Origin of the sequence: Streptomyces sp. ISL-10 (genome assembly GCF_018614575.1) — a bacterium.
Lineage (GTDB): Bacteria > Actinomycetota > Actinomycetes > Streptomycetales > Streptomycetaceae > Streptomyces.
In genome coordinates this window covers 27030-51514 of the sequence record NZ_JAGGOJ010000048.1, presented here as the reverse complement: position 1 = coordinate 51514, position 24485 = coordinate 27030, and the positions used below count along the sequence as shown (strand labels likewise).

Here is a 24485-nt window from a genome sequence, read left to right as displayed (position 1 = left end):
TCGCGGTCGCACTCGCGGTCGCACTCGCGGTCGAATAGTGCTTTCATCAGCCATACGGGTGATCTTGGGCATACAACCGCGTTCAGGACCTCTACCGTGTCGGCCGTGGTGGGTTGGCAGCAGGTGAGCGCACTGGGGATCGCGGCCGTTCTCGGCACGCAGGGAGCCGACCTCGGGTCCCTGTTGTCCGAGGAGCCCAAAGGGTCCGGACCGGCGGGGGTGTCGGTGCCGGCACGCGAGGCGAAGGGGGGCGAGCCGCCGCCCCTCGTGTCGGTGTCCGTCTCCCTCCCGGGACCCGTGGGGGTCCACCTCGGCGTGACGATCGGCGTGGGCGACTGCCCGCCGCCGACACCATCACCCACCGAGGCGACGCCGCCACCCGCGCCTTCGCCTGTCCCCGAGCCGCCCTCCCCGACAACACGCCCTGCACCCTCGCCACGGCCGCCGTCCCCCCAGCCGCCGCCTGTCGCGCCCACGCCCGCGCCTCCGGGCGAACCCCCGTCACCCACCGCGACGCCACCCGCGCCACCGGCACCACCCGAGCCGCCGGAGCCGCCCGCCGCCGCCCCGCCGCAGCGGGCGGAGGCGGTCGTCATCCGCACCTACCGGCCCGCCTCCCAGGGACCTGAGGACACCGGCACGCCTCTCACCGTCCTGATGCTGGTGACCACCATCCCGGCGGTGCTCGCCGCGGCCATGCTGCGCCCCCGGTCCGGCTCCGCCGCACGGCGCGGCCGCACCTGATCCGCCCATCGCCCCGCAAGCCCCTCACCGCACCCCGGAGATCCCCATGTCCGAATGGCTGGTCCTGGCCACCGTGATGGCGGCCGCCTGCGCCGTCGTCCTCGTCGTCACGCTCCTCGGCCAACGAAGGATCCGCAGCGCGCCGGACGGCATGGCGGAGGCCGGGGCGCCGGAGACGCCCGACGTCCTGGAGTACATGGTGATGATGGTCGGCGTCGTGTACGCGATCGTGCTCGGCCTCGCCATCGCCGGCGTCTGGGAGGCCCGCGGGGCGGCCCAGGACGCCGTACAGGCCGAGGCGCAGGCGCTGCACGAGGTCACCCAGCGCGCCCAGGTGTATCCGGCGGACTTCCGGGAGGAACTGCGGACGAACGTCGAGGCCTACGTAACGGAGGTGGTCGAGGAGGAGTGGCCGCGGATGATCGACCATGAGGAGCTGTCGCCGCGCGGGACGGAGCTGCTGGCCATCGTGCGCACCGAAGTGGCCGAGCGCGAGCCGGCGAACGAGCTCCAGGCGCAGGCGTACCAGCCGATGCTCGACCGGGTGGCCACCGCCGAGGACGCGCGCGACGCCCGGGCCTCGGGCGCCGGGGAGACGCTGCCGGGCATCGTCTGGTTCGGCCTGATCAGCGGGGCCGTCGTCACCATCGGGCTGATCTTCACGATGCAGATCGGCCGCTCGTTCCGGGAGCTGCTGCTCGCGGGGCTGTTCAGCGCGCTGATCGCGTTCCTGCTGTTCCTGGTGTGGGACTTCGACGCGCCGTTCGGGCGCTCCGGCACGGAGTCCGCGGACGCCTTCCGCCGGCTCTTCCCGGGGGCGGCCGGCACCGGCTGACCGCCGCACGGCGGCGCACACCGGCCCGGGCCGGGTCACTTCTGGGCGTGCTCGCCGACGTAGAAGAGGAGCCAGACGAAACCCGCGAAGAGGTGGGTCGCGAACACGTACACGAAGACGCGCAGCGCCACGCCGCGTTCCTTCCACTCTTCGCTCTCGTGCCCGCCCATGTCCGCCTCCGGCCTTCGGTCCCGGCCCCCGCGGGGCCGTCCCCAGGGTACGGGGGCGGGTCGACGTGCGCGGAATAAGGAGGGGCGGGCCTCGGTTGGCGGATATGGTTCAACATTCAACCACCAGCCCGAGAGGTGAGCTCCATGCAGTTCGGCATCTTCACGGTCGGGGACGTCACGACCGACCCGACCACCGCCCGCACGCCGAGCGAGCACGAGCGGATCAAGGCCACGATCGCCATCGCCGAGAAGGCGGAGGAGGTCGGCCTGGACGTCTTCGCGACGGGCGAGCACCACAACCCGCCCTTCGTGCCGTCGTCCCCCACCACCCTCCTCGGGCACCTCGCGGCCCGGACCGACCGGCTGATCCTGTCCACCTCCACCACCCTGATCACCACCAACGACCCGGTGAAGATCGCCGAGGACTACGCCTACCTCCAGCACATCGCGGACGGCCGCGTCGACCTGATGACGGGCCGCGGCAACACCGGCCCGGTCTATCCCTGGTTCGGGAAGGACATCCGTCAGGGCATCCCGCTCGCCATCGAGAACTACGCGCTCCTCCACAGACTGTGGAGGGAGGACGTGGTCGACTGGGAGGGGAAGTTCCGCACCCCGCTCCAGGGCTTCACCGCCACCCCGCGCCCCCTGGACGGCGTCCCGCCGTTCGTCTGGCACGGCTCGATCCGTTCCCCCGAGATAGCCGAGCAGGCCGCGTACTACGGCGACGGCTTCTTCCACAACAACATCTTCTGGCCCATGTCCCACACCCGGAAGATGGTCGCGCTCTACCGCAAGCGGTACGCCCACTACGGGCACGGCACACCCGAGCAGGCGATCGTCGGCCTCGGCGGCCAGGTGTTCATGCGCAGGAACTCGCAGGACGCCGTAAGGGAGTTCCGTCCCTACTTCGACAACGCGCCGGTCTACGGTCACGGCCCGTCGCTGGAGGACTTCGCCGAGCAGACGCCGCTGACCGTCGGCTCCCCGCAGCAGGTCGTCGAGCGCACCCTCGGCTTCCGCGACGCCGTCGGCGACTACCAGCGCCAGCTGTTCTTGATGGACCACGCGGGGCTGCCGCTGAAGACGGTGCTGGAGCAGCTCGACATCCTCGGCGAGGAGGTCGTGCCGGTGCTGCGCAAGGAGTTCGCCCGTCTGCGGCCGAACGGCGTACCCGAGTCCGCGCCCCTGCACCCCGCTGTCGCCGCCCGCGACACGCAGGCCACGAACGCCCGCGACACCCAGGACACCCAGGACACGAAGGACACGAAGGACACGAAGGAGTCGTCATGACCCGTACCACCGCGCCGCTGCACCTGGTGGTCGTCTCGGCGGGGCTCGGCGTGCCGTCGTCCACCCGGCTCCTCGCCGACCGGCTCACCGAGTCCGTACGCCGCGAACTCGCGGGCGGCATACGGCCGGTCGAGGTCCGGGTGGTGGAGCTGCGTGACCTCGCCGTACCGATCGCCAACAACCTCGTGACGGGTTTCCCCGCGCCCGCGCTCGACGAGGCGATCGAGGCGGTAGCCCGGGCGGACGCCCTCATCGCGGTCACGCCGGTGTTCACGGCCTCGTACAGCGGTCTGTTCAAGTCCTTCTTCGACCTGATCGAGCCGGACGCCCTCGACGGCAGGCCCGTCCTGATCGCGGCGACCGGCGGGACGGCCCGGCACTCCCTGGTGCTGGACCACGCCCTGCGGCCGCTTTTCGCCTACCTGCGGGCCGCGGTCGTGCCGACGGCCGTGTACGCGGCGTCGGAGGACTGGGGCGGCACGGGCGACTCGCTCACCGCCACTCTGCCGGACCGCATCGCACGGGCGGGGCGCGAGCTGGCCCGCATGCTGGCCTCGACTGGGGACGTCCCGGCCCAGGGCTCATCCGAGGAAACGGCCATCGCGGGGCTTTTCGCCTAGTTACCAGCTCTTTGCGTGGTTCTCCGTAGGCTGGAGGCGAGTCCGAGCTCTTGAACCACGGAGGTGGCGGTATGGCGAAGGCGGGCAGGATCGTCGTGGGGGTGGACGGCTCGGAGCCGTCCATCAGGGCCCTGCGCTGGGCCGTACGGCAGGCCGGGCTCACGGGGGAGCCCCTGGAGGCCGTCATGAGCTGGGAGTACCCGGCGGCGGGCTGGGCGGCCATGGTGCCCGCCCTGCCCACCGACTTCGACCCCGAGGCGATGGCCGCCAAGATCCTCGACGACACACTGGAGCAGACGCTCGGCGCCGAGGCAGCCGCGGCGATCGCGCGGAAGGTGATGATCGGAAACGCGGCGCAGGCCCTGATGAACCGCGCCGAGGGGGCGACGCTGCTGGTCGTCGGGGACCGCGGGTACAGCGGCTTCAAGGCGGCGCTGCTGGGCTCGGTCGGTCTCCATCTCACCCAGCACGCCCCCTGCCCCGTCGTGGTGGTGCGGGGCGAGCAGGACGCGGCCTGACGGAGCCTGCGGGGCGCGGCCTGACAGGGCTTCCCGGTCAAGTTGGCCGGGGCAGGGGCCGGTCCCCTCCCCTGCCCGCCCTTACGTGCTGATCACGTCGGCCACCACGCACGCGATGTTGTCCGCGCCGCCCCCGTCGTGTGCCAGGGCCATCAGAGCGTCGACGGCTGCCTCAGGCGCGGCGGCGGCCGCCAGGCAGTGCCGTACGGTCGCCTCCGGCACCGTTGTGGACAGGCCGTCCGAGCAGAGCAGCAGGCGGTCGCCGGCCTTCGCCTCGTGGAGGCGCAGGTCCGGCCGGGGCGGGCCGTCGCCGCCGTCCAGCGCGCGCAGCAGCATCGCCCGCTGGGGATGCTCCGCCGCCTCCGCCTCGTCGAGGCTGCCCTCGTCGACCATCGACTGCACCACCGTGTGGTCGTGCGTGAGGCGCCGGAGCGTCCCGCCGCGCAACAGGTACGCCCGGGTGTCGCCGATGTGCGCCAGGGCCAGGCCGGAGCCCATCCACAGCAGTGCGGTCAGCGTCGTGCCGGACTCGGGGAGTCCATGTACCGCGGTATCCGCCCGGTGCACCGCGTCCTCAAGCGCGTTGAGCAGATCGCCGGGCCGCGAGGCCCCCGACGCCGCTGCGGCCTCCACCGGCTTCAGCGCGTCGATCGCCGCCGCGCTCGCGGCGGCGCCCGCGACGCCGAAGCCGTCCGCGACCGCGAGCAGCCGTGTCCCGGCGTACACGGCGTCCTGGTCGGTCTCCCGGACGAGGCCGCGGTCCGAGCGGGCCGCGCAGTGCATTCCCAGGGGCATGATGATCCGATCCATCGTGTCGGTGTCCTTCCCGGACAGCTGGTCCACGAGGAAGCCGGCCAGGTCCCGGCGTGCGGAGGTCTCCGACTCGACCTGGGTCCAGTACGCCCGGATCTCCCGGGCCGCCGCAGCCGTGTCCGTCTCCGCCAGATCGCAGACCCGCCCGACGCGGGCGAGCGGCATCCCGATCCCCCGCAGCCACGCCACGAGCCGGGCCCGTTCCACCTGGGCGTCGTCGTAGTACCGGTAGCCGGTGAACTGGTCGACGCGTGCGGGCGCCAGCAGCCCCAGCTCGTCGTAGCGCCGCAATGCCCTCGCGGACAGCCGCGACACACGGGCGAACGCACCGATGGTCAGCAAACCCATGCCTGCCCTGACCTTCCTCCTCGTACCGGGCGGGAACGCCCGGCTGCACCGATGCTGGAGCTTCCCCCGCGAGGAAGGTCAAGGCAGGACGGCAGGAGCGCTCACTTGCGGTTGTAGAGCCGCATGGTCACCGAGCCGAACACGACCACGAGCACGGCGGACCAGCCCAGCGACCAGGCGATGTCCGCGGCGGGCCAGTTGCCCGCCATCAACTCCCGTACGGACGTGGCCACATGGGTGACAGGGCTGTTGTTGACGAACGCCTGCAGCCAGCCCGGCATCGTCCCCGGGTCGACGAAGACATTGCTCAGGAAGGTCATCGGGAAGATGACCATCATGAGGTCCGCTCAGGCTCACTCATGGGTGTAGTAGTAATAGAACATCACCAGCCCCACCGCCGCGCCGACCGCGACGCCGATGCCTGCCGCCCGGAGCACGCTCCCCTCCGCCAGACTGGTCAGGAAGCCGATGGTCACCGCGGTCAGCACCCCGTACGCCAGGGCTCGCAGTTCGCGCGGCAGCGCGTGCTGGATGCGGCCGAGACCGAACGCGAGCACGCCGATCACCACAGCGGTGACCACGCCGAGGACCCATTGACCGCCGGTGGCGACGCCGCCGTTCTCGAAGCGCTGGATGGACGCGGCCCAGATGCCTACGGTCACCGCGAGCACTGCGGGCAGTACCAGACCGAGCGGGCTGTGGTGCTGTCGTCCGGACGCCCGGTGGCGACGCCGTCGCTCCGGCGTCGCTGCTTGTGTGGCCATGGCGCAGAGCTCCTTCCCTCTGACCCCGACCCCCGTCCTCCTCTCAGGGCACACCCGCGCGCGCCGGGCGGCAAGTCGGCCTCCTCCCGTGATCGCCGGACAGCGGCAACGCGGTCGGCGAGACTGGCGTCCTCACGACAGACGGAACTGCAAGCCCGTTTCGACGACACATCTCGCGGCACGGAGGTCTGCGTGGACCAGGAGACCTGTGGGACCCAGGGGCCCGGGGACGGCCGCGATCAGGCGGCAGGGCCGTACGATGCCGGGCCGGGCCCCGCAGGCGGCCGGCGGCGTGGCGGCGCGTGGTTCGCGGGGCTGCTCCTCATCGTGCCGACCGGCGTCGTCGCCTGCCGTGCCGCGGACACCGACGCCATCACCCCCGTGCCGCAGCTGCTCGCCTTCCTGCCGTGGCTGCTGGTCCCGGCCGGTGTCGCGCTGGCGGCGGCCCTGGCTGGCCGCCACTTCGCGCTCATGGCGTGGGCGGCGGCGGTGCTCGCCGTGACCGGCTGGTTCGTCAGGCCCTACGACGTCGGCCTGACCGAGAAGCCGCCGGGACCGGCCGTCGCCCGCGTCGACGTCCTCACGGCGAACCTCGAGTTCGGCGGGGCCACCGACGCACTGCTCGCGACCCTCGCCCGGGAGCGGCCCGGCCTGGTCTTCGTCCAGGAATGCACGGCCGGGTGCTCCGAAGCGCTCGCGGCGGGGGTCTCCCGCGCCGACTATCCGTACCGCCGTGTCGTCGAGGCGGGCGGCGCCGCGGGCTCGGCGATCCTCAGCAGGTACCCGCTGGCCCCGGCCCCCGGCGTCCGCTCAGTGCTCGCCATGCCCGCCGCCACCGCCGACATCGCGGGCCGCTCCGTCGACCTCCAGCTCGCGCACCCGCTGCCACCCGTTCCGGACGCCGTGGCCGACTGGCGCAGGGAACTGGGCCTGCTGCGCGAGCGGGCGGCGGCGACCGGGGACCGCCCGGCCGTCGTGGCGGGCGACTTCAACGCCACCGAGGACCACGCCGCCTTCCGCGGCATCCTCCGGGCGGGCGGTCTGAGGGACAGCACCCGCCTCGCGGGCGCCTCCCGTACCCCGTCCTGGCCGGCCGGCCTCCCCCGCCCGCTCGGCACCCAGATCGACCATGTACTCGTCAGCGAGGACTTCTCCGTGCGCTCCGCGCGCTTCCTCGACCTGGGCGGCACCGACCACCGCGCCCTGCTCGTCGCGCTGGAACTGCACGACGTGCGCTGACCTGCCCGCGGGGTGAGAGTGGGGACGTGGTGCGAGGCACCACGGGGCGGCCGCCGGTGACAGGGAAGAGGTCGGCTTCCGGCTGCACCGTCGTCGACGCTGCTCGACGTGCTCGCCGCCGCGGCGGCCGACGGTTCGCTGCGGACGCCCCCTGGAGGCCGAACTCCCTCTGGAGAAGGCGCCCGACGCGCTCGCCCGGAGCCGCGCCGCAGGAGCACGCGGCGAGGCCGTCCTCGTCCTGTGACCAGGAGGTGGTGGGCATGGACGACGAGCAGATCATCGACGACATCGGCTCACTCGTCGAGGAGGAGCGGGCCCTGCGCGACCACTCGACCCGGCAGGGCGGACTCGACGCGGACCAGCAGGCCCGGCTCAAGGAGCTGGAGATCCGCCTCGACCAGTGCTGGGACCTGCTGCGCCGGCGGCGGGCGAAGTCGGAGTTCGGCGACGACCCCGACACGGCGCAGGTGCAGCCGCCCGACGAGATCGAGAACTACGAGAGCTGACGTACAGGCCGGGGACGACCGCACACTTGCGCACGGCGGGTCCTTCGAGGTCTGTTGACTCCATGGCGGAGCACGAGGGCGGGGCAGAAGCGGCGGGCCGGCGCGCGGGGCGTCTGACGCTGGCCCCGCCCGAGTGGCTGATCCGCGGTCTGCGCCCGCAGGACGCGCCTGTCCCTCGGGCCGCCGTCGCCCGCGCCGCCGTGGCCCTCTCGGCGCCACTGGCCATGGGCCTCGCGACCGGACAGCCCGCGTACGGGGCGCTGGCGTCGATCGGTGCGCTGTCCGGAGTCATCGGCGACACGGCCGACGCCTACCGGATGCGGCTGCTGAACATCGCCGTCCCCCAGCTCTTCGGCGCGGTCGGCATCATGCTCGGCGCGCTCGTGTACGGGCAGGGCTGGGCCGCCGTCGGCGCGCTCACGCTGGTCGCGCTCGTCTCCGGCATGATCTCGTCGATCGGCGCGGTCGCCTCGGTGTCCGGACTGCTGCTCCTGTTGAACGCCGTGGTGGGCGCCGGCCTGCCGATGCCGGGACCGTGGTGGAAGGCCCCGCTGCTGATCACCCTCGGCGGGCTGTTCGTGCTCGTGCTGACCCTGCTGGGCTGGCCGCTGCGCGGCCGGGCGCCGGAAGTGGCCGCGGTCGCCGCGACCTACCGCAGCGTCGCCGCGCTGTTCGCCGCGGCGGGCGCCAGCGACTACGACGCCCGGCGCCAGGACGTCACCCAGTCCCTCAACACCTCCTACGACCTGATCCTTGCGCGGCGCGCCCGCGACCACGGCCGGCGCGGCCCGCTGGTGCGGCTGCTCGCGCAGCTGAACGTCGTCATCCCGCTCGTCGAGGCCGCCGCGGCGGCACACCGCTACGGACGGGCCTCCCGCCGCCCCGAGATCGCCGCCGCGGTAGGGGAGTTGGCGGACGCCGTGGAGCACGGCCGCAGCACGGCGCCGGAGCTGGTGCTGCCCACCCCCGAGGGCCCGGCGGACCGCGCCGTCGACCGCGCCGTGCGCCACGCGTCCGCGGTCGTCCACCGGCCCGACGCCGATCCCGCCCGTGCCGACGACCGGCTCGGGCGGCCCGCGGCGCTCGGGGTCCGCCTCCGCCGGGCGACGCGCAGCGTGCTGCTGTCCGAGCAGTCCTGGCGGTACGGGCTGCGGCTGGCGCTGTGCATCGGCCTTGCCCAGGCGTTCGTCTCGGTGGTGCCGCTGACCCGCTCCTACTGGGTCGCGCTCACGGTCACGTTCGTCCTCAAGCCCGACTTCGGCTCGGTCTTCTCCCGCGCGGTGCTGCGTGCGCTCGGCACGGCCGCGGGCCTGCTCGTCGCCACCGCGGTCCTCGCCGCCGTGCCGCGCGGCTGGGCGGACGTACCGGTGATGATGGTCCTCGCCGCGCTGATCCCTGCGTTCTCGGCGAAGGGGTACGCCTTCCAGACCGCGGCGATCACCCCGGTGATCCTCCTGCTGTCGGACGTCCTCAACCACCAGGGCTTCCACCTGGTGCTGCCCCGGCTCGTGGACAGCCTCATCGGCTGCGCCATCGTCCTGGTGGCGGGCTACCTGCTGTGGCCGGAGAGCTGGCACACCCGCATCGGCGACCGGCTGGCGCAGGCCGTGGAGGACGCGGCGGACTATGTGGCGTGCGCCTTCGGCAGGGTCGGCGCGGCGGCCCCGGGCGACCAGGGCGAACGGGTGCGGCGCCGGCGACGGCTGTACCGGGACCTGTCGAACGTGCGCTCCGAGTTCCAGCGGGCGCTGACCGAGCCGCCGCCGACGGGTGCGAGGGCGGCAGCCTGGTGGCCGCTGGTCGTGGCCGTCGAGCGGATCGTGGACGCCACGACGGCGGCCCGGGTACGCGTGGACCACGGGGCCACGCCGCCGCGCGACGCGGAGATCACCGGCATCGAGCGGCAACTGCGCGAACTCGCCGACGGGCTGCGCTCCAGCGAGGAGCTGGTGGAGGTGCGCGCCGACCTGCCGGGCGACGACAAGGGCGTGCTGGAGCCGCTCCGCCAGGAGGTCAGGGCGGCGCGGGCGATCGCCTCGCCCGCGCCGAGGTCATGATCCCGGCCGGTTGCCCTGCAGACGCTCCAGCTCGCGGCGGTCCCGCTTGGTCGGGCGTCCGGCGCCCCGGTCCCGTACGGCCGCGGGGGCGGTGAACTCCTTCGGCGGGGGCGGCGGGCTGTTGTCCACGTAGGCCTGCACGGCGACCGGCGGACCGACCCGCTTCCGCACGATCTTCGAGACGACCACCAGCCGCTCCCGCCCCGCGTGGAACAACCGCACCTGGTCTCCGACCCGCACGGACTGCGCGGGCTTGACCCGCTCGCCGTTGACGCGCACATGGCCCGCCCGGCAGGCCGCGGCGGCCTGCGAGCGGGTCTTGGTGAGCCGTACCGACCAGACCCAGACGTCGACCCGTACGGTTCCCTCGTTCGCCACCTCTGCAGCCATGCCACCGACTCTACGGCTCCGGGTCCCCGCGGGGCACTCGCACAAGGCGGCGCACTCGCACGGGTGGGACGGCACCCCACCCCCTCACCACAGCGCAGCCATCCGACTACGATGCGCACCATCTCCCCTTGACGGAGGGTTCTCCTTCGAACGCGGGTGTTCGCTTCTGTCGTGCCCGCATCTCCCGCGCGGCACAAGGGCATTCGGAGATTTCCATGCGCAGCAGCTCCGGCAGAGGGCTCCGGCCAGGAGTCCTCGGGACGTTCGACACCGTCGTCATGGCGGTCGCGGGCAGCGCCCCGGCCTACTCGATCGCGGCGACCACCGCCGTCCTCGTCGCCACCGTGGGTCTCGCGGGCCCGGCGGCCCTGCTGTACTGCGCGATTCCCATGCTCGGCATCGTTCTGGCCTTCGGCAGGCTCGGCCGCCTCGACGTGAACGCGGGCGCCGGATACTCATGGGTGGGACGCGCGCTGCACCCCTTTCTCGGCTTCCTGGCCGGGTGGGCGCTGGTCGTCTCCACGACGATCTTCATGGTGGCCGGATCGCTGCCGGCCGGCGCGATGACCCTGGCGCTGATCGACGAGGACCTCGCCGACGACACGGCGCTGGCGACGGTCGTGGGCGCGGCCTGGTTCGTCGCGATGCTGCTGGTCGTGCTCGGGGGTGCGCGGCTGACCGTACGCGCCCAACTGCTGCTCTCCGGCGTCGAACTGGGCATCCTCGTCCTGTTCATCGCCGCAGCGGTCGTGCACCGCGGCAGCCATGTCGCCTTCGACTGGTCGTGGTTCGGCTTCTCACACTTCGACGGGACCGGCGGATTCGCCTCCGGCGCCCTGGTCGCCGCCTTCTACTTCTGGGGCTGGGACGTCACCAGCAACCTGAGCGAGGAGACCCGCGACAGCCGGCGCACCGCGGGGCTCGCCGCGCTGATCGGTGTGGGCGTCGTCTTCGTCCTCTTCGAGGCGTTCACCGTCGCGGTCAACATGTTCCTCTCCGCCGAGGAGATCCGGGCCTCCGGTGCCCAGGTGCTCGGTGCGCTGGGCGAGGCGGTCTGGCCCGGAGTGGGCGGCAGACTCCTCGTGGTCGCCGTGCTGTTGTCCACCGTGGCCACGCTGGAGACGACGCTCATCCAGGTGACGAGGTCGCTGTTCGCCATGGGCAGGGACCGCACCATGCCCCCGGTCCTGGGGCGGACGCACCGCCGCTGGCACACCCCGTGGGCCGCGGTCGCCGTCGTCGGCGCCGTCGCGCTGACGATGTTCGCGGCGTCCGCCGCGCTCGGCTCGGTCGGCGACGTGCTCGCCGCCGCGGTCGCCGCCATAGGACTGCAGATCGCCTTCTACTACGGTCTCGCGGGCATCGCCGCTGTCGTGGCCTACCGCAGGACGCTGCTCGGCTCGGTGCGCGACTTCGTCCTCGGCGGCGTCTGGCCGCTGTTCGGCGCGCTGTTCATGCTGTGGATCTTCTTCGAGTCGCTGGGCGAGCTGAGCGGGGCGTCGATCGCGATCGGCCTCGGCGGGCTCGCCACCGGCCTCGTCCCGATGGTCCACTACTGGCGGAAGGGCAGCTCCTACTACCGGCCCGCCCCCCTCGACGCGACACGGCCGATCGATCCGGACGACCACGACGGGGACCGGGGGCCGGGCCGCCGTACCGACTACGCCGACAAGGCACTCGCCACCGACTACTGACCGCTCCCCCCACCTTCCCCGATCGCCGCGCCGGACCGGCCGTCGCCCCCCGTAGAGCCTGTGGATCCCCGCAGTCGCCTCGGATCCCCCAGATCGCCCCTGAACCGCCGAGGAAAGTGCCGCCCATGGCCGCTCGCCGCCGCTTCGTCCCCGACTTCGATCCCTCCTACGGGGACCGAGCGCTCTCGGACGCCCTCGACGACATCGTTATCGGCCGCTGGCAGGGCGTCCGGGACCTGCTGCGCGACACCGGCGACGACTGGGGGCTGCGCACCCATCGGATACGGCTGCTGGCCCACGCCGCGGCCGGCTCGTCCGCCACCGGGATCTGGCGGGCCGCCGAGCCCGCCGACCCCGACGCGGCGGTCCTCGCCGCGGCGACGGAGGTCGTACGGGTCTTCCACCGGGCCATCGCCGCGGGGCGGGGCGGTGGCGTCGACCGCGACCGGCTGGACCTCGCTGTGCGGACCTGCCTGGCGGCCGCCGACCTGCACCCCGCGGACCCCATGCCCTGGGTGTCGCTGCTGACGGTGGCGCGGCTGTACGAGGGCGGGGTGCCGCGCCGCGAACTGCGGCGCTGGTGGGACGAGATGCGCGGGCGGGACCCGTACAACGTCGAGGGGCATGTGCAGCTGCTGCGCTACCACTCGGCGCGCTGGCACGGCACGCACGGCAGGATGTACGACTTCGCGCGGGACGCGGCGGGGGCGTCGCCTCCCGGGTCGCCGCTGCCGGTACTGGTGCAGATCGCGCGCGCGGAGGAGTACCGCCATGTCTTCGACGCCGCCCAGGGACGGGTGGTGCGCGGCCTGGACCAGCACTGGAAGCACGAGCTCGCGGTCGTGGAGATCCGGCGCACCTGGGAGCGGTGGATCCTGTGGCGGACGGACGGACCGGTCGCACCCCAGGAGATCGGGGAACTCAACTACCTGACGCACGCCGCCTGTTACGCGGGGCTGCGGCAGGAGGCCTGCGGCCTCTTCCAGCTGCTGGGCACACGGGCGGCGCATCTCCCGTGGACGTACACGGGAGATGCGGCCGAGCAGTTCACGAGGTGGCGCACCCAGGTGGGGGCCACCCCCTGAACCGCCACGCGGTCACGCGCCGATGCCGCGGCCGTCCTTGCGGTACACGGCGACGACCGACGGGCGCACCAGCCTGCCCGGTCCGTCGGGCCAGGCGCTCGCGGGCTTCTCGACGGAAGCGCCGTCGACCTCGCCCGGGTGCTGGACCGCGACCAGCACGCGGCGGTCCTGGATGATCGGGCCACAGGTCTCGGCGCCGGTCGGCACGGTCAGGAACTGCTTGAGCTCACCGCGGCGCTCGCCATGGGTCGCCACACCGAACAGGCCGTCGTGCGAGCCGAGGGCGTTGCCGTCCGTGGAGATCCACAGGTTGCCGTACGGGTCGAAGGCGACGTTGTCCGGGCAGGAGATGGGGCTGACCTTCTCCTTGGGGAAACCGGCGAAGTAGGTGGCCGGGTCGTTCGGGTCGCCCGCGACCAGGAAGAGACGCCAGGCGAAACCGTCGCTCGCCGGGTCGTCCCAGTGCTCGGCCAGCTCCAGGACCTGGCCGTGCTTGTTGTTGGTGCGCGGGTTGGCCTCGTCCGCGCCCGCCTTGCCGGCGGCGCCGCGGTCCTTGTTGTTCGTGAGCGCGACGTAGACCCGGCCGGTGCGGGGGCTCGGCTCGACGTCCTCGGGGCGGTCCATCTTGGTGGCGCCGACCTTGTCACCGGCGAGGCGGGTGAAGACGTACACCTCCTCGGCGGTCATGCCCGGGACGTGCGAGACGTCTTTGGTGGCGAGCGGGATCCACACGCCGGAGCCGTCGAACTCGCCGTCGTCCGGCAGCTTGCCCGTGCCGTCGATCTCCGCGGCCGGGCTGTCGCCGGTCAGCTTGGCGACGTACAGGGTGCCCTCGTCGAGCAGCGTGAGGTTGTGCTCGCGGGCGGCGCGGCTGCCGCCCTTCATCATCCGCTTGGAAGAGACGAACTTGTAGAAGTAGTCGAAGCGCTCGTCGTCACCCATGTAGACGACCGGACGGCCGTCGTCGGTGAGACGGGGCTGCGCGGCCTCGTGCTTGAAGCGGCCGAGCGCGGTGCGCTTGCGCGGCGTCGACTCGGGGTCGTACGGGTCCAGTTCGACGACCCAGCCGTGGCGGTGCGACTCGTTCGGCTCCTGCGCCGCGTCGAAGCGCTTGTCGAAACGCTCCCACTTGCGCTCGGTGGGGCCGGAGGCGATGCCGTAGCGCTTGTCGGTCGCGCTGGAGCCGCCTGCGAAGTACTGGTTGAAGTTCTCCTCACCGTGCAGCGTGGTGCCCCACGGGGTGGTGCCGCCGGCGCAGTTGTTCAGCGTGCCGAGCACGGTGGTGCCGGACGGATCGGCGGACGTGCGCAGCAGGGGCGAGCCCGCGGCGGGGCCGGTGAGCTCGAACTCGCTCGTCGCGGTGAGGCGGCGGTTGAGCGGGTGACGCGTGAGCGGGGTCAGCTTGCCGTTGCGGTGCTCCTCCTGGACCACGACGACGGACAGACCGTGCGCGGCCCAGGCGATCTCGACCTGCTCGCGGGTCGGGTTCTCGGGGTCGTAGCCCTTGAACATCAGGACTTCGTCCGTGTACTCGTGGTTCGCGACGAGCACCTGGCGGCCGCGCTCGCCCTTGAGCGGGAGCAGGGACAGGAAGTCGTTGTTGTAGCCGAACTGCCCGGCCTGCGCCTTGGCGGTCTGCCTGTCCGGGTCGAAGGCGGGCGCACCGCGCAGGATGGGCTCGCCCCAGCGGATGACGATGCTCTGCTCGTAGCCCGCTGGGACGGTGACCTTGTCGTCCTTGTTCGGGGCGACGGGGGCGAAGCGGAGACCGCGGGCGCCGTCGGCCGTGCCGGGCTTGTGCGGGTGGCCGGTTCCGGCCGCTGCGGCGGGGGCGGCGCCGTGCACGACGGCCGCGCCGCCCGCCGCGGCCGCGACGGTGACGACGGCGGCGGCGCGCATCATCGAGCGGCGCGACAGTGCGCTCGCTATGACGTCACCGACGTACTCGTTGTCGCTGGTGTTGGGGACCTCGTGGAAGCAGGCGTCGCCGCATCGGTAGCGGCAGGTCAGCGCGGAACGCCCGCCCGCGTGGGGGGCGGCGTTCAACAGCGGCAGCAGTTTGCGCACTTCGTCCTCCTTCGGCGCAACCTGCGCCGACATGGTGTCGGAATGATTCCGGCCGTGACGTTAGGTGCGCACCGCTGCCCGGCGGCGGACACAGGGTGAACGGGCGATGAATGCGGCACGGACGAGGCGCGGTTGGTGTGTGTGGGGGAGGCTTGCGGGTGCCCTCCCCAAAGCCGCCGCGGGCTGCCGCTAACCTTACGTGTCCGCCCTGTCCTGCGTTGCCCGGGCGGAACGTCTGCAGGAGCGGACAGTCACCGCACCCAACTCATGCGAAAGGCCCGCCCATGGGTATTCGGAGCTTGCTGCGCAAGGTGTTCGGCCGCGATCGCGCTGACGGCGCCGAGCACGAGGAGTCGGTGGCGACCTCCGTTCCGGCCCAGGAGCGCAAGGAACCGGCCACCGCCACGGTGCCGGCGCAGGCGCCGGTGGACCGGGTGTCGGACCTGGTCTCGGCGGCGTTCGACAACCCGCCCTCACGCCGCGCCTCGGTCCCGTCCCAGTCCACGCCGGAGCCGGCGAAGCCTGCGGATGTCGTTGCCACGGAGACCGACCCGGTCGCGCCGGCCGAGAGCGTCGCTGCGGAGACGGCCACCGCCGCGCCCGAGGTCACCTCCGAGCCGGAGGCCGGCGCCGCCGCGCCGGAGACCGCCCCGGAACCGGAGGCCGACGCGGTCGAGCCTCAGAACGAGGCCCCCGCCACGAACGCCACAGCCGTGGCGGAAAACCCAGCGGACGAGGCCACCTCCGAGCCCGAGGCCGGCCTCGACGAGCAGGCCGACGAGACACCTGAGGCCGCCGCCGACACTTCCGCGGCCGAGACCGTCACTGCCGAGACCGCCACCACCCCCGAGCCGGAGGCCGACGAGGCCGAGCCGGCCGAGAGCGCTGCCCCGGAGACCGCCACCGAGCCGGATGCCACAGCCGTGGCGGAAACCCTGGTGGACGAGGCCACCCCCGAGCCCGAGGCCGGCCTCGACGAGCAGGGCGACGAGACACCTGAGGCCGCCGCCGACACTTCCGCGGCCGAGACCGTCACTGCCGAGACCGCCACCACCCCCGAGCCGGAGGCCGACGAGGCCGCCCCCGAGGCCAACGCCGCCGCGGAGGAAACCCCGGCGGACGAGGCCACCCCCGAGGCCGAGGCTGCCCCGGTGGATGAGGCCACCCCCGAGGCCGAGGCTGCCCCTGAGCCGGAGGTCGGCCTCGACGAGCAGGCCGACGAGACGCCCCTGGCCGCCGCGCCCGAGGCCACCCCCGAGCCGGAGGCCGCCGCCCCTGAGCCCGAGGCCGACGCCGCCGCCGCGCCGCGGACCACCCCCGAGCCGGAGGCCGCCGCCGCGTCGGAGAACTCGGCCGACGAGGGCAGCGGGACCGCCGCCGAAGGCGGCAAGGCCGCCACCGCGCTCGCGCGCGTCAAGGCCCGCGCTCCCCGGATCGTCGACGCGTACAAGACCGCCGGCGCCGCCCTCAAGAAGGCCGGCCTCACCGGTGCCCGCGCGCGGGTGTATCTGGTGCTCGACCGGTCCGGGTCCATGCGGCCCTTCTACAAGGACGGCAGCGCCCAGCACCTCGGCGAGCAGGCGCTCGCCCTCGCCGCGCATCTCGACGAGCGCGCCACGGTCGACGTCGTGTTCTTCTCGACCGAGATCGACGGCACCGGCGAGCTCACCCTCGACGCCCACGAGGGCCGCGTCGACGAGCTGCACGCCGGGCTCGGCCGTATGGGACGTACGAACTACCACCTCGCCGTCGAGGAGGTCCTCGCGCTGCACGCCAAGGCGGCCACGGACGCTCCCGCGTTCGTGATCTTCCAGACCGACGGCGCGCCCGAGTCCAAGACCGCCGCCACCGCCGCCCTCGCGGCAGCCGCCGTTCAGCCGGTCTTCTGGCAGTTCGTGGCGTTCGGCGAGCACGACGCCAAGGCGTTCGACTACCTCCGCAAGATGCAGGCCGACAACGCCGCCTTCTTCCACGCGGGCCCGGCGCCCGCCGACCTGCCGGACGCCGAGGTGTTCCAGGGGCTCCTCGGGACCTGGCGCCCCTGAGTAACCGGCAGCACACGCCACGCCCGACGGCCGGGCCGCGCACACCGCGCGGCCCGGCCGTCGGCGTCCGGCTCTCGCCCCCACGCCTTATACGTGTGAGTTGATCTCCAGCGGGCCGATAGGATTTCGACCATGGCGGCCACTGGATCCGAGAAGCAGGGGGCGAAGGCGTACTACGTCTCGACCCCCATCTACTACGTCAACGACGCTCCTCACCTGGGCCACGCCTATACGACCGTCGCAGGCGACGTGCTCACCCGCTGGCACCGTCAGCGCGGCGAGAAGGTGTGGTACCTCACCGGCACGGACGAGCACGGTCAGAAGATCATGCGCACGGCCGAGGCGAACAACGTCACGCCCCAGGCATGGTGCGACAAGCTCGTCGAGGAGGCGTGGAAGCCCCTCTGGGAGCACCTGAACATCGCGAACGACGACTTCATCCGCACCACGGAGAAGCGGCACACGGACCGTGTGCAGGAGTTCGTGCAGGACCTGTACGACAAGGGCGAGATCTACAAGGGCGGGTACGAGGGCCCTTACTGCGTGGGCTGTGAGGAGTACAAGCTCCCCGGCGACCTCATCGAGGCCGAGGACGGCACCAAGCTGTGCCCGATCCACAAGAAGCCGGTGGAGATCCTCAAGGAGGAGAACTACTTCTTCAAGCTCAGCGAGTACGGCCCGAAGCTGCTCGACTTCTACGCGGCGAACCCGGACTTCATCCAGCCCGAGTCCGCGCGCAACGAGGTCGTGAACTTCGTCAAGCAGGGCATGCAGGACCTGTCGATCTCGCGCTCCAGCTTCGACTGGGGCGTCCCCGTGCCGTGGGACGAGAAGCACGTGATCTACGTGTGGATCGATGCGCTCCTCAACTACGCGACGGCGGTCGGCTACAACGAGAACCCGGCGAAGTTCGAGGAGACGTTCCCGGCGAACGTCCACCTCATCGGCAAGGACATCCTGCGCTTCCACGCGATCATCTGGCCCGCGATGCTGATGGCCCAGGGTCTGCCGGTGCCCGGGAAGATCGTGGCCAACGGCTGGCTGATGGTCGGCGGCGAGAAGATGTCGAAGTCCAACCTGACCGGCATCAAGCCGCAGGACCTGACCTCGCACTTCGGCGTGGACGCCTACCGCTGGTACTTCCTGCGTGCGATCACGTTCGGCCAGGACGGCTCGTTCTCCTGGGAGGACTTCAGCGCCCGCTACACCTCCGAGCTCGCCAACGACTACGGCAACCTGGCCTCACGCGTGGCGGCGATGGTCGGCAAGTACTTCGCGGGCTCCCTGCCCGCCGCCGATGTCTCCGGGGACGCCGAGAAGGCCGTCCAGGACGGTCTGGCCAAGGCGGTCGCCGAAGCCGACCGGAAGATCGGCGAGGAACTGGACTTCCAGGGCGGCATCCTGGCGATCTTCGACTTCGTGAAGCAGGTCAACGGCTACATCACGGAGCAGGAGCCGTGGAAGGTCGCGAAGGACACTTCTGACGAGGGCCGCGCCCGGCTGGCGACGATCCTCTACACCGCCGCCGAGTCCCTGCGCGCGGTCGCCGTCCTGCTGAACGCGGTGATGCCGGAGACGTCCCAGAAGCTGTGGGAGTCGCTCGGCGCCGAGCCGGTCCTGGGTGCGCTGGCCGATCAGCGGGTCCAGGAAGCGGGCGAGTGGGGCAAGCTCCCCGCGGGCGCGACGGTGACGAAGGGCGCGGTGCTGTTCCCGCGCCTGGAGGAGCCGAAGAAGGACTGACCCCGGCACGGCGAGGGGCCCGGAACCACGGCTTGGGTTCCGGGCCCCTCGCCGTGCCCGCCGCGCTGGCAGGTCCCCGGTCCCTCGCCGTACTCCGGCGTGCGCTCGGCTCCGGCGTGCGCTCAGCCGCCGGCGATCCCGCGCACCCCATCACCACCTCCGGCCGGAGCCCCGCTCCCGCTGCCGCCGCCCTGCGCGGCGGAGCCGCCGGGCGCATGGGGAGGGCCCCGGAACCGTCCGGTTCCGGGGCCCTCCCCACATGCTGTGGGTGCCTACTCGCCGGATTTGGCGACCGGCTTGCGCAGCGCGATGTTCAGCTCGCGCAGGCGGGACTCCTCCAGCTCGGTGGGCGCGCCCATCATGAGGTCCTGCGCGTTGCCGTTGAGCGGGAACGCGATGGTCTCCCGGATGTTCGGCTCGTCGGCGAGGAGCATGACGATGCGGTCCACGCCCGGGGCGATGCCGCCGTGCGGCGGGGCGCCGTACTGGAACGCGCGCAGCATGCCCGCGAACTCGCGCTCGACGGTCTCCCGGGAGTACCCCGCGATCTCGAACGCCTTGAACATGATCTCGGGCTCGTGGTTCCGGATCGCGCCGGAGGACAGCTCGACACCGTTGCAGACGATGTCGTACTGCCAGCCCAGGATGTCCAGCGGGTCCTGGGTCTCAAGAGCCTCGAGGCCGCCCTGCGGCATCGAGAAGGGGTTGTGCGAGAAGTCGATCTTTCCGGTCTCCTCGTCCTTCTCGTACATCGGGAAGTCGACGATCCAGCAGAACCGGAAGACGTTCTCCTCGAAGTGGCCGGCGCGCTTGGCGGCCTCGACGCGGACCGCGCCCATGATCTTGGAAACCTCGTCGAACTCGCCCGCGCCGAAGAAGACCGCGTGGCCGGGGGCGAGGCCGAGGCGCTCGGTGAGGACCTTGACGTTCTCCTCGGTGAGGAACTTGGCGATCGGGCCGGTGAGCCCGCCGTCCTCGCCCACCCGCACCCAGGCCAGGCCCTTCGCACCCTGCTCGACCGCGTAGTCGCCCAGACCGTCGAAGAACTTGCGGCTCTGCGACGCGACGTCCGGCACGGGCAGCGCACGCACGTGCTTGCCGGCGAACGCCTTGAACTCCGAGCCCTCGAAGACGTCGGTGATGTCGACGAGCTCCAGCTGGGCGCGCAGGTCCGGCTTGTCGTTGCCGTACTTCAGCATCGCCTCGCGGAACGGGATGCGCGGGAACGGGGAGGTGACGTGGCGGCCGGCGCCGAACTCCTCGAAGAGCTCGGTCATCAGCTTCTCGATCGGCTGGAAGACGTCCTCCTGCTCGACGAAGCTCATCTCGACGTCGAGCTGGTAGAACTCGCCCGGCGAACGGTCGGCGCGGGCGTCCTCGTCGCGGAAGCAGGGCGCGATCTGGAAGTAACGGTCGAAGCCGGAGATCATGAACAGCTGCTTGAACTGCTGGGGCGCCTGCGGCAGTGCGTAGAACTTGCCGGGGTTCAGCCGGGACGGCACCACGAAGTCGCGCGCACCCTCGGGGGAGGTGGCCGTCAGGATCGGCGTGGCCATCTCGTTGAAGCCGAGAGCGGTCATCTTGTGCCGGATGGCGGAGATGACGGCGGTGCGCAGCATGATGTTGCGGTGCATGCGCTCGCGGCGCAGGTCGAGGAAGCGGTACTCCAGGCGGCGCTCCTCGCCCACACCGTCGTCGGTGTTGATCTGGAACGGCAGCTGCTGCGCGGCGCCCAGCAGCTCGACCTCGGACACCTCGATCTCGATCTCGCCGGTCGGCAGCTCGGGGTTCACGTTCTCGGCGCCGCGCGAGACGACCCGGCCGTCGACGCGGACGACCGACTCCTTGTTCACCTTGTCCAGGGCCTCGTAGGCGGCGGTGCCCGGGCGGGCGACGAGCTGCGTGATGCCGTAGTGGTCGCGCAGATCGATGAAGAGGATGCCGCCCAGGTCTCGGCGGTTGTGCAGCCAGCCGCTCAGCCGGACGTCGGCTGTGACGTCAGAGGCGCGGAGCTCGCCGCAGGTGTGGGACCTGTACCGATGCATCGTCGTTCATCCAGTCTTGGAGATTCGAAGGTGGGCAACCTTTGCAAGGTTACCGCCCGGCTCCCCCGCGACTCATTGACATAGACGCGACACCGTCACATCTGCCGGCCCGGCGCGTCACATCGGCCGTCCCGCCGCGCCCGGCTGCCCGTCTGACGCACCCGAGGCCCTCCGGGCCGGAGTTCGCAGGCGCCCTTCCGGCCGAAGCGCCCCGCACGCTCCGCGCGTCATGATCCTCGGCGCCGGAATAGGGTGAGCCCCATGCGTACGGAGGACGTTCTGGCCGCCATCGCGACCGGCATGTGGCGCTGGGACGACGCGTCCGGGACGGTCACGCTCGACGCGGAGGCCGCCCGGCTGATGGAGCTGCCCGCGGGGCCCGGGGACCACTCGGAGTCCGCCGTCCGCTCCCGCTTCCACCCGGTCGACTGGAACGAGGTCAACGGGATCGTCGCCCTCGCGATCGCCGAGGACACCCTCGCCGAGGCGCGGCTGCGCATCGTCGACGGGTCGGGCCGGGTGGTACGCACCGTCCGCAGCCGCAGCAAGCCCGTCCTCGTCGGGGAGCGCTACCAGCTGATCGGCACGATCCAGGAGGTCGCCGAGCCGAAGCCGAGCGCGACGGCGGCCCAGACGTCGATCACCGGCGACTGGCGGCGTTCGCGCGAGGCGTTCCTGCTGGACGCGGGCCGCGCGCTGGCCGAGGCGCGGTCGACCGCCGAGGTGCTGCGCGTCGCCGCGTCCCTGTCCATGCCCGGCTTCTCTCCCGACGGGCTCGCCGTCTTCGGCGTCGGCGGCGACCGGCTGACCATCATCGGCCACCACGGGCACAGCGCGGGCGACGACGAGCCGTTCACCGACCTGCCGCTGGACACCGACTACCCGGCCTCCGAGGTCATCCGCACCGGGCGCGCGATCTATCTGCCCACGCCCGACGACTACCGCCGCCGCTTTCCCGTCACCTGGCCGCTCGCCCAGCGGTTCGGCCGCCAGTCCTGGGCCTTCCTGCCGCTGATCGTGGCCGGACGCACCATCGGCGCCTGGATGGCCGCCTTCCGCCATCCGGTCGCCTTCACGCCCGACGAGCGCTCGGTGCTGACCACGGTGGCCCGCATGCTCGCCCAGGCGCTGGCCCGCGCGGGCGTCGCCGAGTCCGAGCGGGAGCTCTCGCTGGGCCTCCAGCGCTCGATGATGCCGACGCTGGGCCCGGACATCCCCGGCATGACCGTGGCCGCCCGGTACGTGCCCACCGGCGGCGGGCTCCAGGTCGGCGGGGACTGGTACGACATGATCCCGCTGCCGTCCGGACGCATGGCACTGGTGATCGGCGACGTCCAGGGCCACGACGTGCGCGCCGCCGGGCTGATGGGCCAGCTGCGGATCGCCCTGCGCGCGTACGCCTCCGAGGGACACCGGCCGGACGCGGTGCTCTCCCGCGCCTCCCGCTTCCTGCACGGCGTCACCGACGCCCACGACAACGGCGACCACTCGGGCCCCCGGTTCGCCACCTGCCTGTACCTGGAGGTCGAGCCGGCCACCGGCCTGGTGGAGATCGCCCGCGCGGGCCACCCCGATCCCGTGGTGGTCACCGCCGACGGCACCGTGCTGCTGCGGGCCACCGAGGGCGGGCTCCCGCTCGGTGTCGACCCGGACTCGGACTATCCGACGACCCGGTTCGTGCTGGAGGCCGGCGAGACACTGATGATCTGCACGGACGGGCTCCTGGAGACCGGCGGGCACGATCTGGACACCGGCTGGGCGCGGCTGCGGGGCGTTCTCGAGGAGAACGCGGGCCGTCCGCTGGAGGACCTGGCGGACACCCTCGTCCAGGCCGTCCACGGACCCACCTCGCACCACACGACCGGCCCGCTCGCCGACCGGCGCGAGGACGACATCGCGGTCCTGCTGCTCACCCGGGAGGGCGCGCCCGTCCGGCGGCCCACCCGGCGCACCGCGATGAGCGTCGCCCAGGCCGAGCCGGAGCGGATCGCGGCGGCCAGGCAGCATCTGCGGGAGCTGCTGCACGACTGGTCGGACGCGGAGCAGGTCGACTCCGCCGTGCTGATGGTCTCCGAGATGGTCACCAATGTGCTCGTCCACACCGACGGCAACGCCCTGCTGGCCGCCGAGATCGCGCACGGGGACGAGAGCCGCAGGCTGCGCGTGGAGGTCACCGACCCGAGCGACGAGCTGCCGCACAAGCGCCGGCCGGGCGAGATGGCGTCGTCGGGGCGCGGGTTGGTGCTGATGGAGGTGCTGGCGGATGCCTGGGGCGTGGATCCGAGGGGCGAGGGCAAGTCGATCTGGTTCGAGCTCTACGAGCCGGCCGCGGGCGCGGAACCGGACGGTGGGCCCGACGGCGGACCGGACCCGGCGCTGCCCGCGGCGTAACGGGACCTCAGTTCACCGATCACCCCGAACACGGCGGCGGTGACGGGAACGGCGAGCAGCATCCCGAGGATGCCGGCGAGGCCGGCCCCCGCCGTGATCGCCAGCATCACGACGGCCGGATGCATCTGGACCGTACGGCTCTGGATCAGCGGCTGGAGCACATGGCCTTCGAGCACCTGCACGGCGAGCACGACGCCCAGCACCCAGAGCGCGATCACGAATCCGCGGTCGGCGAGCGCGACCAGGACGGCGACCGCGCCGGAGATGAAGGCGCCCAGGTAGGGGATGTAGGCGCCGACGAAGACCAGCGCGCCGAGGCCGACCGCGCCGGGGACGCGCAGGACGAGCAGTCCGACGGTGATGCACAGGGCGTCGATCAGCGCGATGAACGTGGTCCCGCGCATGAAGCCCTCGACGGCCTCGAAGGCGCGGCGGGCCATCGCCTCCACGGTGTCGCCGGTGGAACGGGGCACGAGAGAGCGCAGGGTCAGCACGGCGCGATCGGAGTCACGCAGGAAGAAGAAGACCAGGAGCAGCGCCAGCACGGCGATGGCGATCATCTCGCCGACCACGCTCAGTCCGGAGATCACGCCGGACGCGGCGGTCGCGCCGAACTTGCCCAGCAGCTCCTTGGCGTTGCTCGCCAGGTCGTCGAGGGAGGTGCCCGCCGCGCCGAAGTGGTCCGCGAGGTCCTGGGCGGCCCGCCGGAGCGAGGCGACGATCTGGTCACCGGTCTCCAGCAGCGCGTTGACCACGATGTAGACCGCGCCGCCGACGACCGCGAGCACGGCGGCGCAGGTCAGCCCTGCGGCGACTGAGCGCTGCACCTTCATGCGCAGGAGCCGCCGGTACAGCGGTCCCAGCAGTGCGGTGCCCAGCAGCGCCAGCAGGACCGGCGTGACGGCCGTCTTGAGCGTGACGATCAGCCAGACCGCCACCGCGCCGACCCCGGTCAGCAGCAGCACAACCACGCACCAGGCCGCGAGTCGGCGCACGGGGTCGGGGAGGACGGGCCGGACGTGAGGGGTCTGCACGCCACCCAGCCGATCACGGCACCGGTGCCGCGTCCTGCCGGGACCGGCCAGGGGGGTGGCGCTGCGTCAGCCCCCCGGTCGGCGGAG

The 24485-nt window shown here is 72.4% G+C and carries 20 protein-coding genes and 1 pseudogene; 13 read left to right on the top strand and 8 right to left on the bottom strand.

Translation table 11 applies throughout. The annotated features are described in order from the left end of the window. Nucleotides 1-105: 105 nt before the first annotated feature. Both J7E88_RS34545 and J7E88_RS34540 read left to right on the top strand, forming a co-directional pair. On the top strand, nt 106-744 hold the full coding sequence (locus tag J7E88_RS34545) for a hypothetical protein (protein WP_215187453.1): 639 nt from the start codon (nt 106-108) through the stop codon (nt 742-744). A 46-nt stretch (nt 745-790) separates the two neighbouring features. Next, a complete protein-coding gene (locus tag J7E88_RS34540) occupies nt 791-1579 on the top strand; it encodes a DUF4239 domain-containing protein (RefSeq protein WP_215187452.1) in 789 nt (262 codons plus the stop codon). Between the two features lie 35 nt (nt 1580-1614). Here J7E88_RS34540 and J7E88_RS36625 read toward each other — a convergent pair whose 3' ends face one another. Next, the gene (locus tag J7E88_RS36625; protein ID WP_251023638.1) at nt 1615-1749 is read right to left on the bottom strand and encodes a DUF6126 family protein; all 135 of its coding nucleotides are present in this window, start codon (nt 1747-1749) and stop codon (nt 1615-1617) included. 144 nt (nt 1750-1893) lie between these two features. Here J7E88_RS36625 and J7E88_RS34535 point away from each other — a divergent pair, with 144 nt between their 5' ends. From J7E88_RS34535 to J7E88_RS34525, 3 genes are all read left to right on the top strand, one after another. Further along, on the top strand, nt 1894-3042 hold the full coding sequence (locus J7E88_RS34535) for an LLM class flavin-dependent oxidoreductase (RefSeq protein WP_215187451.1): 1149 nt from the start codon (nt 1894-1896) through the stop codon (nt 3040-3042). Further along, a complete protein-coding gene (locus J7E88_RS34530) occupies nt 3039-3662 on the top strand; it encodes an FMN reductase (protein ID WP_215187450.1) in 624 nt (207 codons plus the stop codon). The genes J7E88_RS34535 and J7E88_RS34530 overlap by 4 nt, the downstream gene beginning before the upstream one ends. Before the next feature lie 71 nt (nt 3663-3733). After that, nucleotides 3734-4180 carry a universal stress protein gene (locus J7E88_RS34525; RefSeq protein ID WP_215187449.1) on the top strand — a complete coding sequence of 149 codons (447 nt, stop codon included), beginning with the start codon at nt 3734-3736 and terminating at the stop codon, nt 4178-4180. A gap of 81 nt (nt 4181-4261) precedes the next feature. On the opposite strand, the gene J7E88_RS34520 is transcribed toward J7E88_RS34525, so the two are convergent. The 3 genes and pseudogenes from J7E88_RS34520 to J7E88_RS34510 form a co-directional block, all read right to left on the bottom strand. Further along, the gene (locus J7E88_RS34520) at nt 4262-5341 is read right to left on the bottom strand and encodes a MerR family transcriptional regulator (RefSeq protein ID WP_215187448.1); all 1080 of its coding nucleotides are present in this window, start codon (nt 5339-5341) and stop codon (nt 4262-4264) included. Nucleotides 5342-5442: 101 nt separating this feature from the next. Beyond that, a pseudogene (locus J7E88_RS34515) lies at nt 5443-5679 on the bottom strand (ABC transporter permease); the annotation flags it as partial. Nucleotides 5680-5694: 15 nt separating this feature from the next. After that, nucleotides 5695-6105 carry a hypothetical protein gene (locus tag J7E88_RS34510; protein ID WP_215187447.1) on the bottom strand — a complete coding sequence of 137 codons (411 nt, stop codon included), beginning with the start codon at nt 6103-6105 and terminating at the stop codon, nt 5695-5697. Between the two features lie 192 nt (nt 6106-6297). On the opposite strand from J7E88_RS34510, the gene J7E88_RS34505 reads away from it, so the two are divergent. The 3 genes from J7E88_RS34505 to J7E88_RS34495 all read left to right on the top strand — a co-directional run bounded on the left by J7E88_RS34505 (nt 6298) and on the right by J7E88_RS34495 (nt 9907). After that, entirely contained in the window at nt 6298-7344 is a 1047-nt protein-coding gene (locus J7E88_RS34505) for an endonuclease/exonuclease/phosphatase family protein (RefSeq protein WP_215187446.1), read from the top strand. Nucleotides 7345-7604: 260 nt separating this feature from the next. Then, nucleotides 7605-7850, top strand: a complete 246-nt coding sequence (locus J7E88_RS34500) for a DUF2630 family protein (protein ID WP_215187445.1) — start codon at nt 7605-7607, stop codon at nt 7848-7850. Nucleotides 7851-7912: 62 nt separating this feature from the next. Then, complete coding sequence (locus tag J7E88_RS34495; RefSeq protein WP_215187444.1) at nt 7913-9907, top strand: FUSC family protein; 1995 nt, start codon at nt 7913-7915, stop codon at nt 9905-9907. Here J7E88_RS34495 and J7E88_RS34490 read toward each other — a convergent pair. Beyond that, nucleotides 9902-10297, bottom strand: a complete 396-nt coding sequence (locus J7E88_RS34490; protein WP_215187443.1) for an RNA-binding S4 domain-containing protein — start codon at nt 10295-10297, stop codon at nt 9902-9904. The genes J7E88_RS34495 and J7E88_RS34490 overlap by 6 nt on opposite strands. 215 nt (nt 10298-10512) lie before the next feature. On the opposite strand from J7E88_RS34490, the gene J7E88_RS34485 reads away from it, so the two are divergent. Beyond that, on the top strand, nt 10513-11991 hold the full coding sequence (locus J7E88_RS34485) for an APC family permease (protein ID WP_215187442.1): 1479 nt from the start codon (nt 10513-10515) through the stop codon (nt 11989-11991). A 125-nt stretch (nt 11992-12116) separates the two neighbouring features. Further along, nucleotides 12117-13076, top strand: coding sequence for a hypothetical protein (locus J7E88_RS34480; protein ID WP_215187441.1), 960 nt, complete (start codon nt 12117-12119; stop codon nt 13074-13076). A gap of 12 nt (nt 13077-13088) precedes the next feature. Here J7E88_RS34480 and J7E88_RS34475 read toward each other — a convergent pair whose 3' ends face one another. Continuing rightward, the gene (locus J7E88_RS34475) at nt 13089-15143 is read right to left on the bottom strand and encodes a PhoX family phosphatase (protein WP_215187493.1); all 2055 of its coding nucleotides are present in this window, start codon (nt 15141-15143) and stop codon (nt 13089-13091) included. 284 nt (nt 15144-15427) lie between these two features. Between J7E88_RS34475 and J7E88_RS34470 the strand changes: the two genes are divergently transcribed. Further along, nucleotides 15428-17188 (top strand): VWA domain-containing protein, encoded by a 1761-nt coding sequence (locus J7E88_RS34470; RefSeq protein ID WP_215187440.1) that lies wholly within the window; start codon nt 15428-15430, stop codon nt 17186-17188. A 132-nt stretch (nt 17189-17320) separates the two neighbouring features. Next, on the top strand, nt 17321-18928 hold the full coding sequence (gene metG / locus J7E88_RS34465) for a methionine--tRNA ligase (protein WP_215187439.1): 1608 nt from the start codon (nt 17321-17323) through the stop codon (nt 18926-18928). 272 nt (nt 18929-19200) lie between these two features. On the opposite strand, the gene aspS is transcribed toward metG, so the two are convergent. Further along, nucleotides 19201-20973: an aspartate--tRNA ligase gene (gene aspS / locus J7E88_RS34460; protein ID WP_215187438.1), complete on the bottom strand. Its 1773-nt coding sequence runs from the start codon at nt 20971-20973 to the stop codon at nt 19201-19203. Nucleotides 20974-21234: 261 nt separating this feature from the next. Between aspS and J7E88_RS34455 the strand changes: the two genes are divergently transcribed. Next, nucleotides 21235-23364, top strand: coding sequence for a SpoIIE family protein phosphatase (locus J7E88_RS34455; protein ID WP_215187437.1), 2130 nt, complete (start codon nt 21235-21237; stop codon nt 23362-23364). Here the strand turns inward: J7E88_RS34455 and J7E88_RS34450 are convergent. Next, complete coding sequence (locus J7E88_RS34450; RefSeq protein WP_215187436.1) at nt 23289-24398, bottom strand: AI-2E family transporter; 1110 nt, start codon at nt 24396-24398, stop codon at nt 23289-23291. The genes J7E88_RS34455 and J7E88_RS34450 overlap by 76 nt on opposite strands. Nucleotides 24399-24485 lie beyond the last annotated feature (87 nt).

What these genes read in the sequence shown, in the direction of transcription:
- J7E88_RS34470 (WP_215187440.1), top strand. Translation starts at nt 15,428, where the DNA reads ATGGGTATTCGGAGCTTGCTGCGCAAGGTGTTCGGCCGCGATCGCGCT.
- J7E88_RS34455 (WP_215187437.1), top strand. Translation starts at nt 21,235, where the DNA reads ATGCGTACGGAGGACGTTCTGGCCGCCATCGCGACCGGCATGTGGCGC.
- J7E88_RS34520 (WP_215187448.1), bottom strand. Translation starts at nt 5,341, where the DNA reads ATGGGTTTGCTGACCATCGGTGCGTTCGCCCGTGTGTCGCGGCTGTCC.
- J7E88_RS34480 (WP_215187441.1), top strand. Translation starts at nt 12,117, where the DNA reads ATGGCCGCTCGCCGCCGCTTCGTCCCCGACTTCGATCCCTCCTACGGG.
- J7E88_RS34500 (WP_215187445.1), top strand. Translation starts at nt 7,605, where the DNA reads ATGGACGACGAGCAGATCATCGACGACATCGGCTCACTCGTCGAGGAG.
- J7E88_RS34535 (WP_215187451.1), top strand. Translation starts at nt 1,894, where the DNA reads ATGCAGTTCGGCATCTTCACGGTCGGGGACGTCACGACCGACCCGACC.
- aspS (WP_215187438.1), bottom strand. Translation starts at nt 20,973, where the DNA reads ATGCATCGGTACAGGTCCCACACCTGCGGCGAGCTCCGCGCCTCTGAC.
- J7E88_RS34510 (WP_215187447.1), bottom strand. Translation starts at nt 6,105, where the DNA reads ATGGCCACACAAGCAGCGACGCCGGAGCGACGGCGTCGCCACCGGGCG.
- metG (WP_215187439.1), top strand. Translation starts at nt 17,321, where the DNA reads ATGGCGGCCACTGGATCCGAGAAGCAGGGGGCGAAGGCGTACTACGTC.
- J7E88_RS34525 (WP_215187449.1), top strand. Translation starts at nt 3,734, where the DNA reads ATGGCGAAGGCGGGCAGGATCGTCGTGGGGGTGGACGGCTCGGAGCCG.
- J7E88_RS34495 (WP_215187444.1), top strand. Translation starts at nt 7,913, where the DNA reads ATGGCGGAGCACGAGGGCGGGGCAGAAGCGGCGGGCCGGCGCGCGGGG.
- J7E88_RS34490 (WP_215187443.1), bottom strand. Translation starts at nt 10,297, where the DNA reads ATGGCTGCAGAGGTGGCGAACGAGGGAACCGTACGGGTCGACGTCTGG.
- J7E88_RS34540 (WP_215187452.1), top strand. Translation starts at nt 791, where the DNA reads ATGTCCGAATGGCTGGTCCTGGCCACCGTGATGGCGGCCGCCTGCGCC.
- J7E88_RS34485 (WP_215187442.1), top strand. Translation starts at nt 10,513, where the DNA reads ATGCGCAGCAGCTCCGGCAGAGGGCTCCGGCCAGGAGTCCTCGGGACG.
- J7E88_RS34530 (WP_215187450.1), top strand. Translation starts at nt 3,039, where the DNA reads ATGACCCGTACCACCGCGCCGCTGCACCTGGTGGTCGTCTCGGCGGGG.
- J7E88_RS36625 (WP_251023638.1), bottom strand. Translation starts at nt 1,749, where the DNA reads ATGGGCGGGCACGAGAGCGAAGAGTGGAAGGAACGCGGCGTGGCGCTG.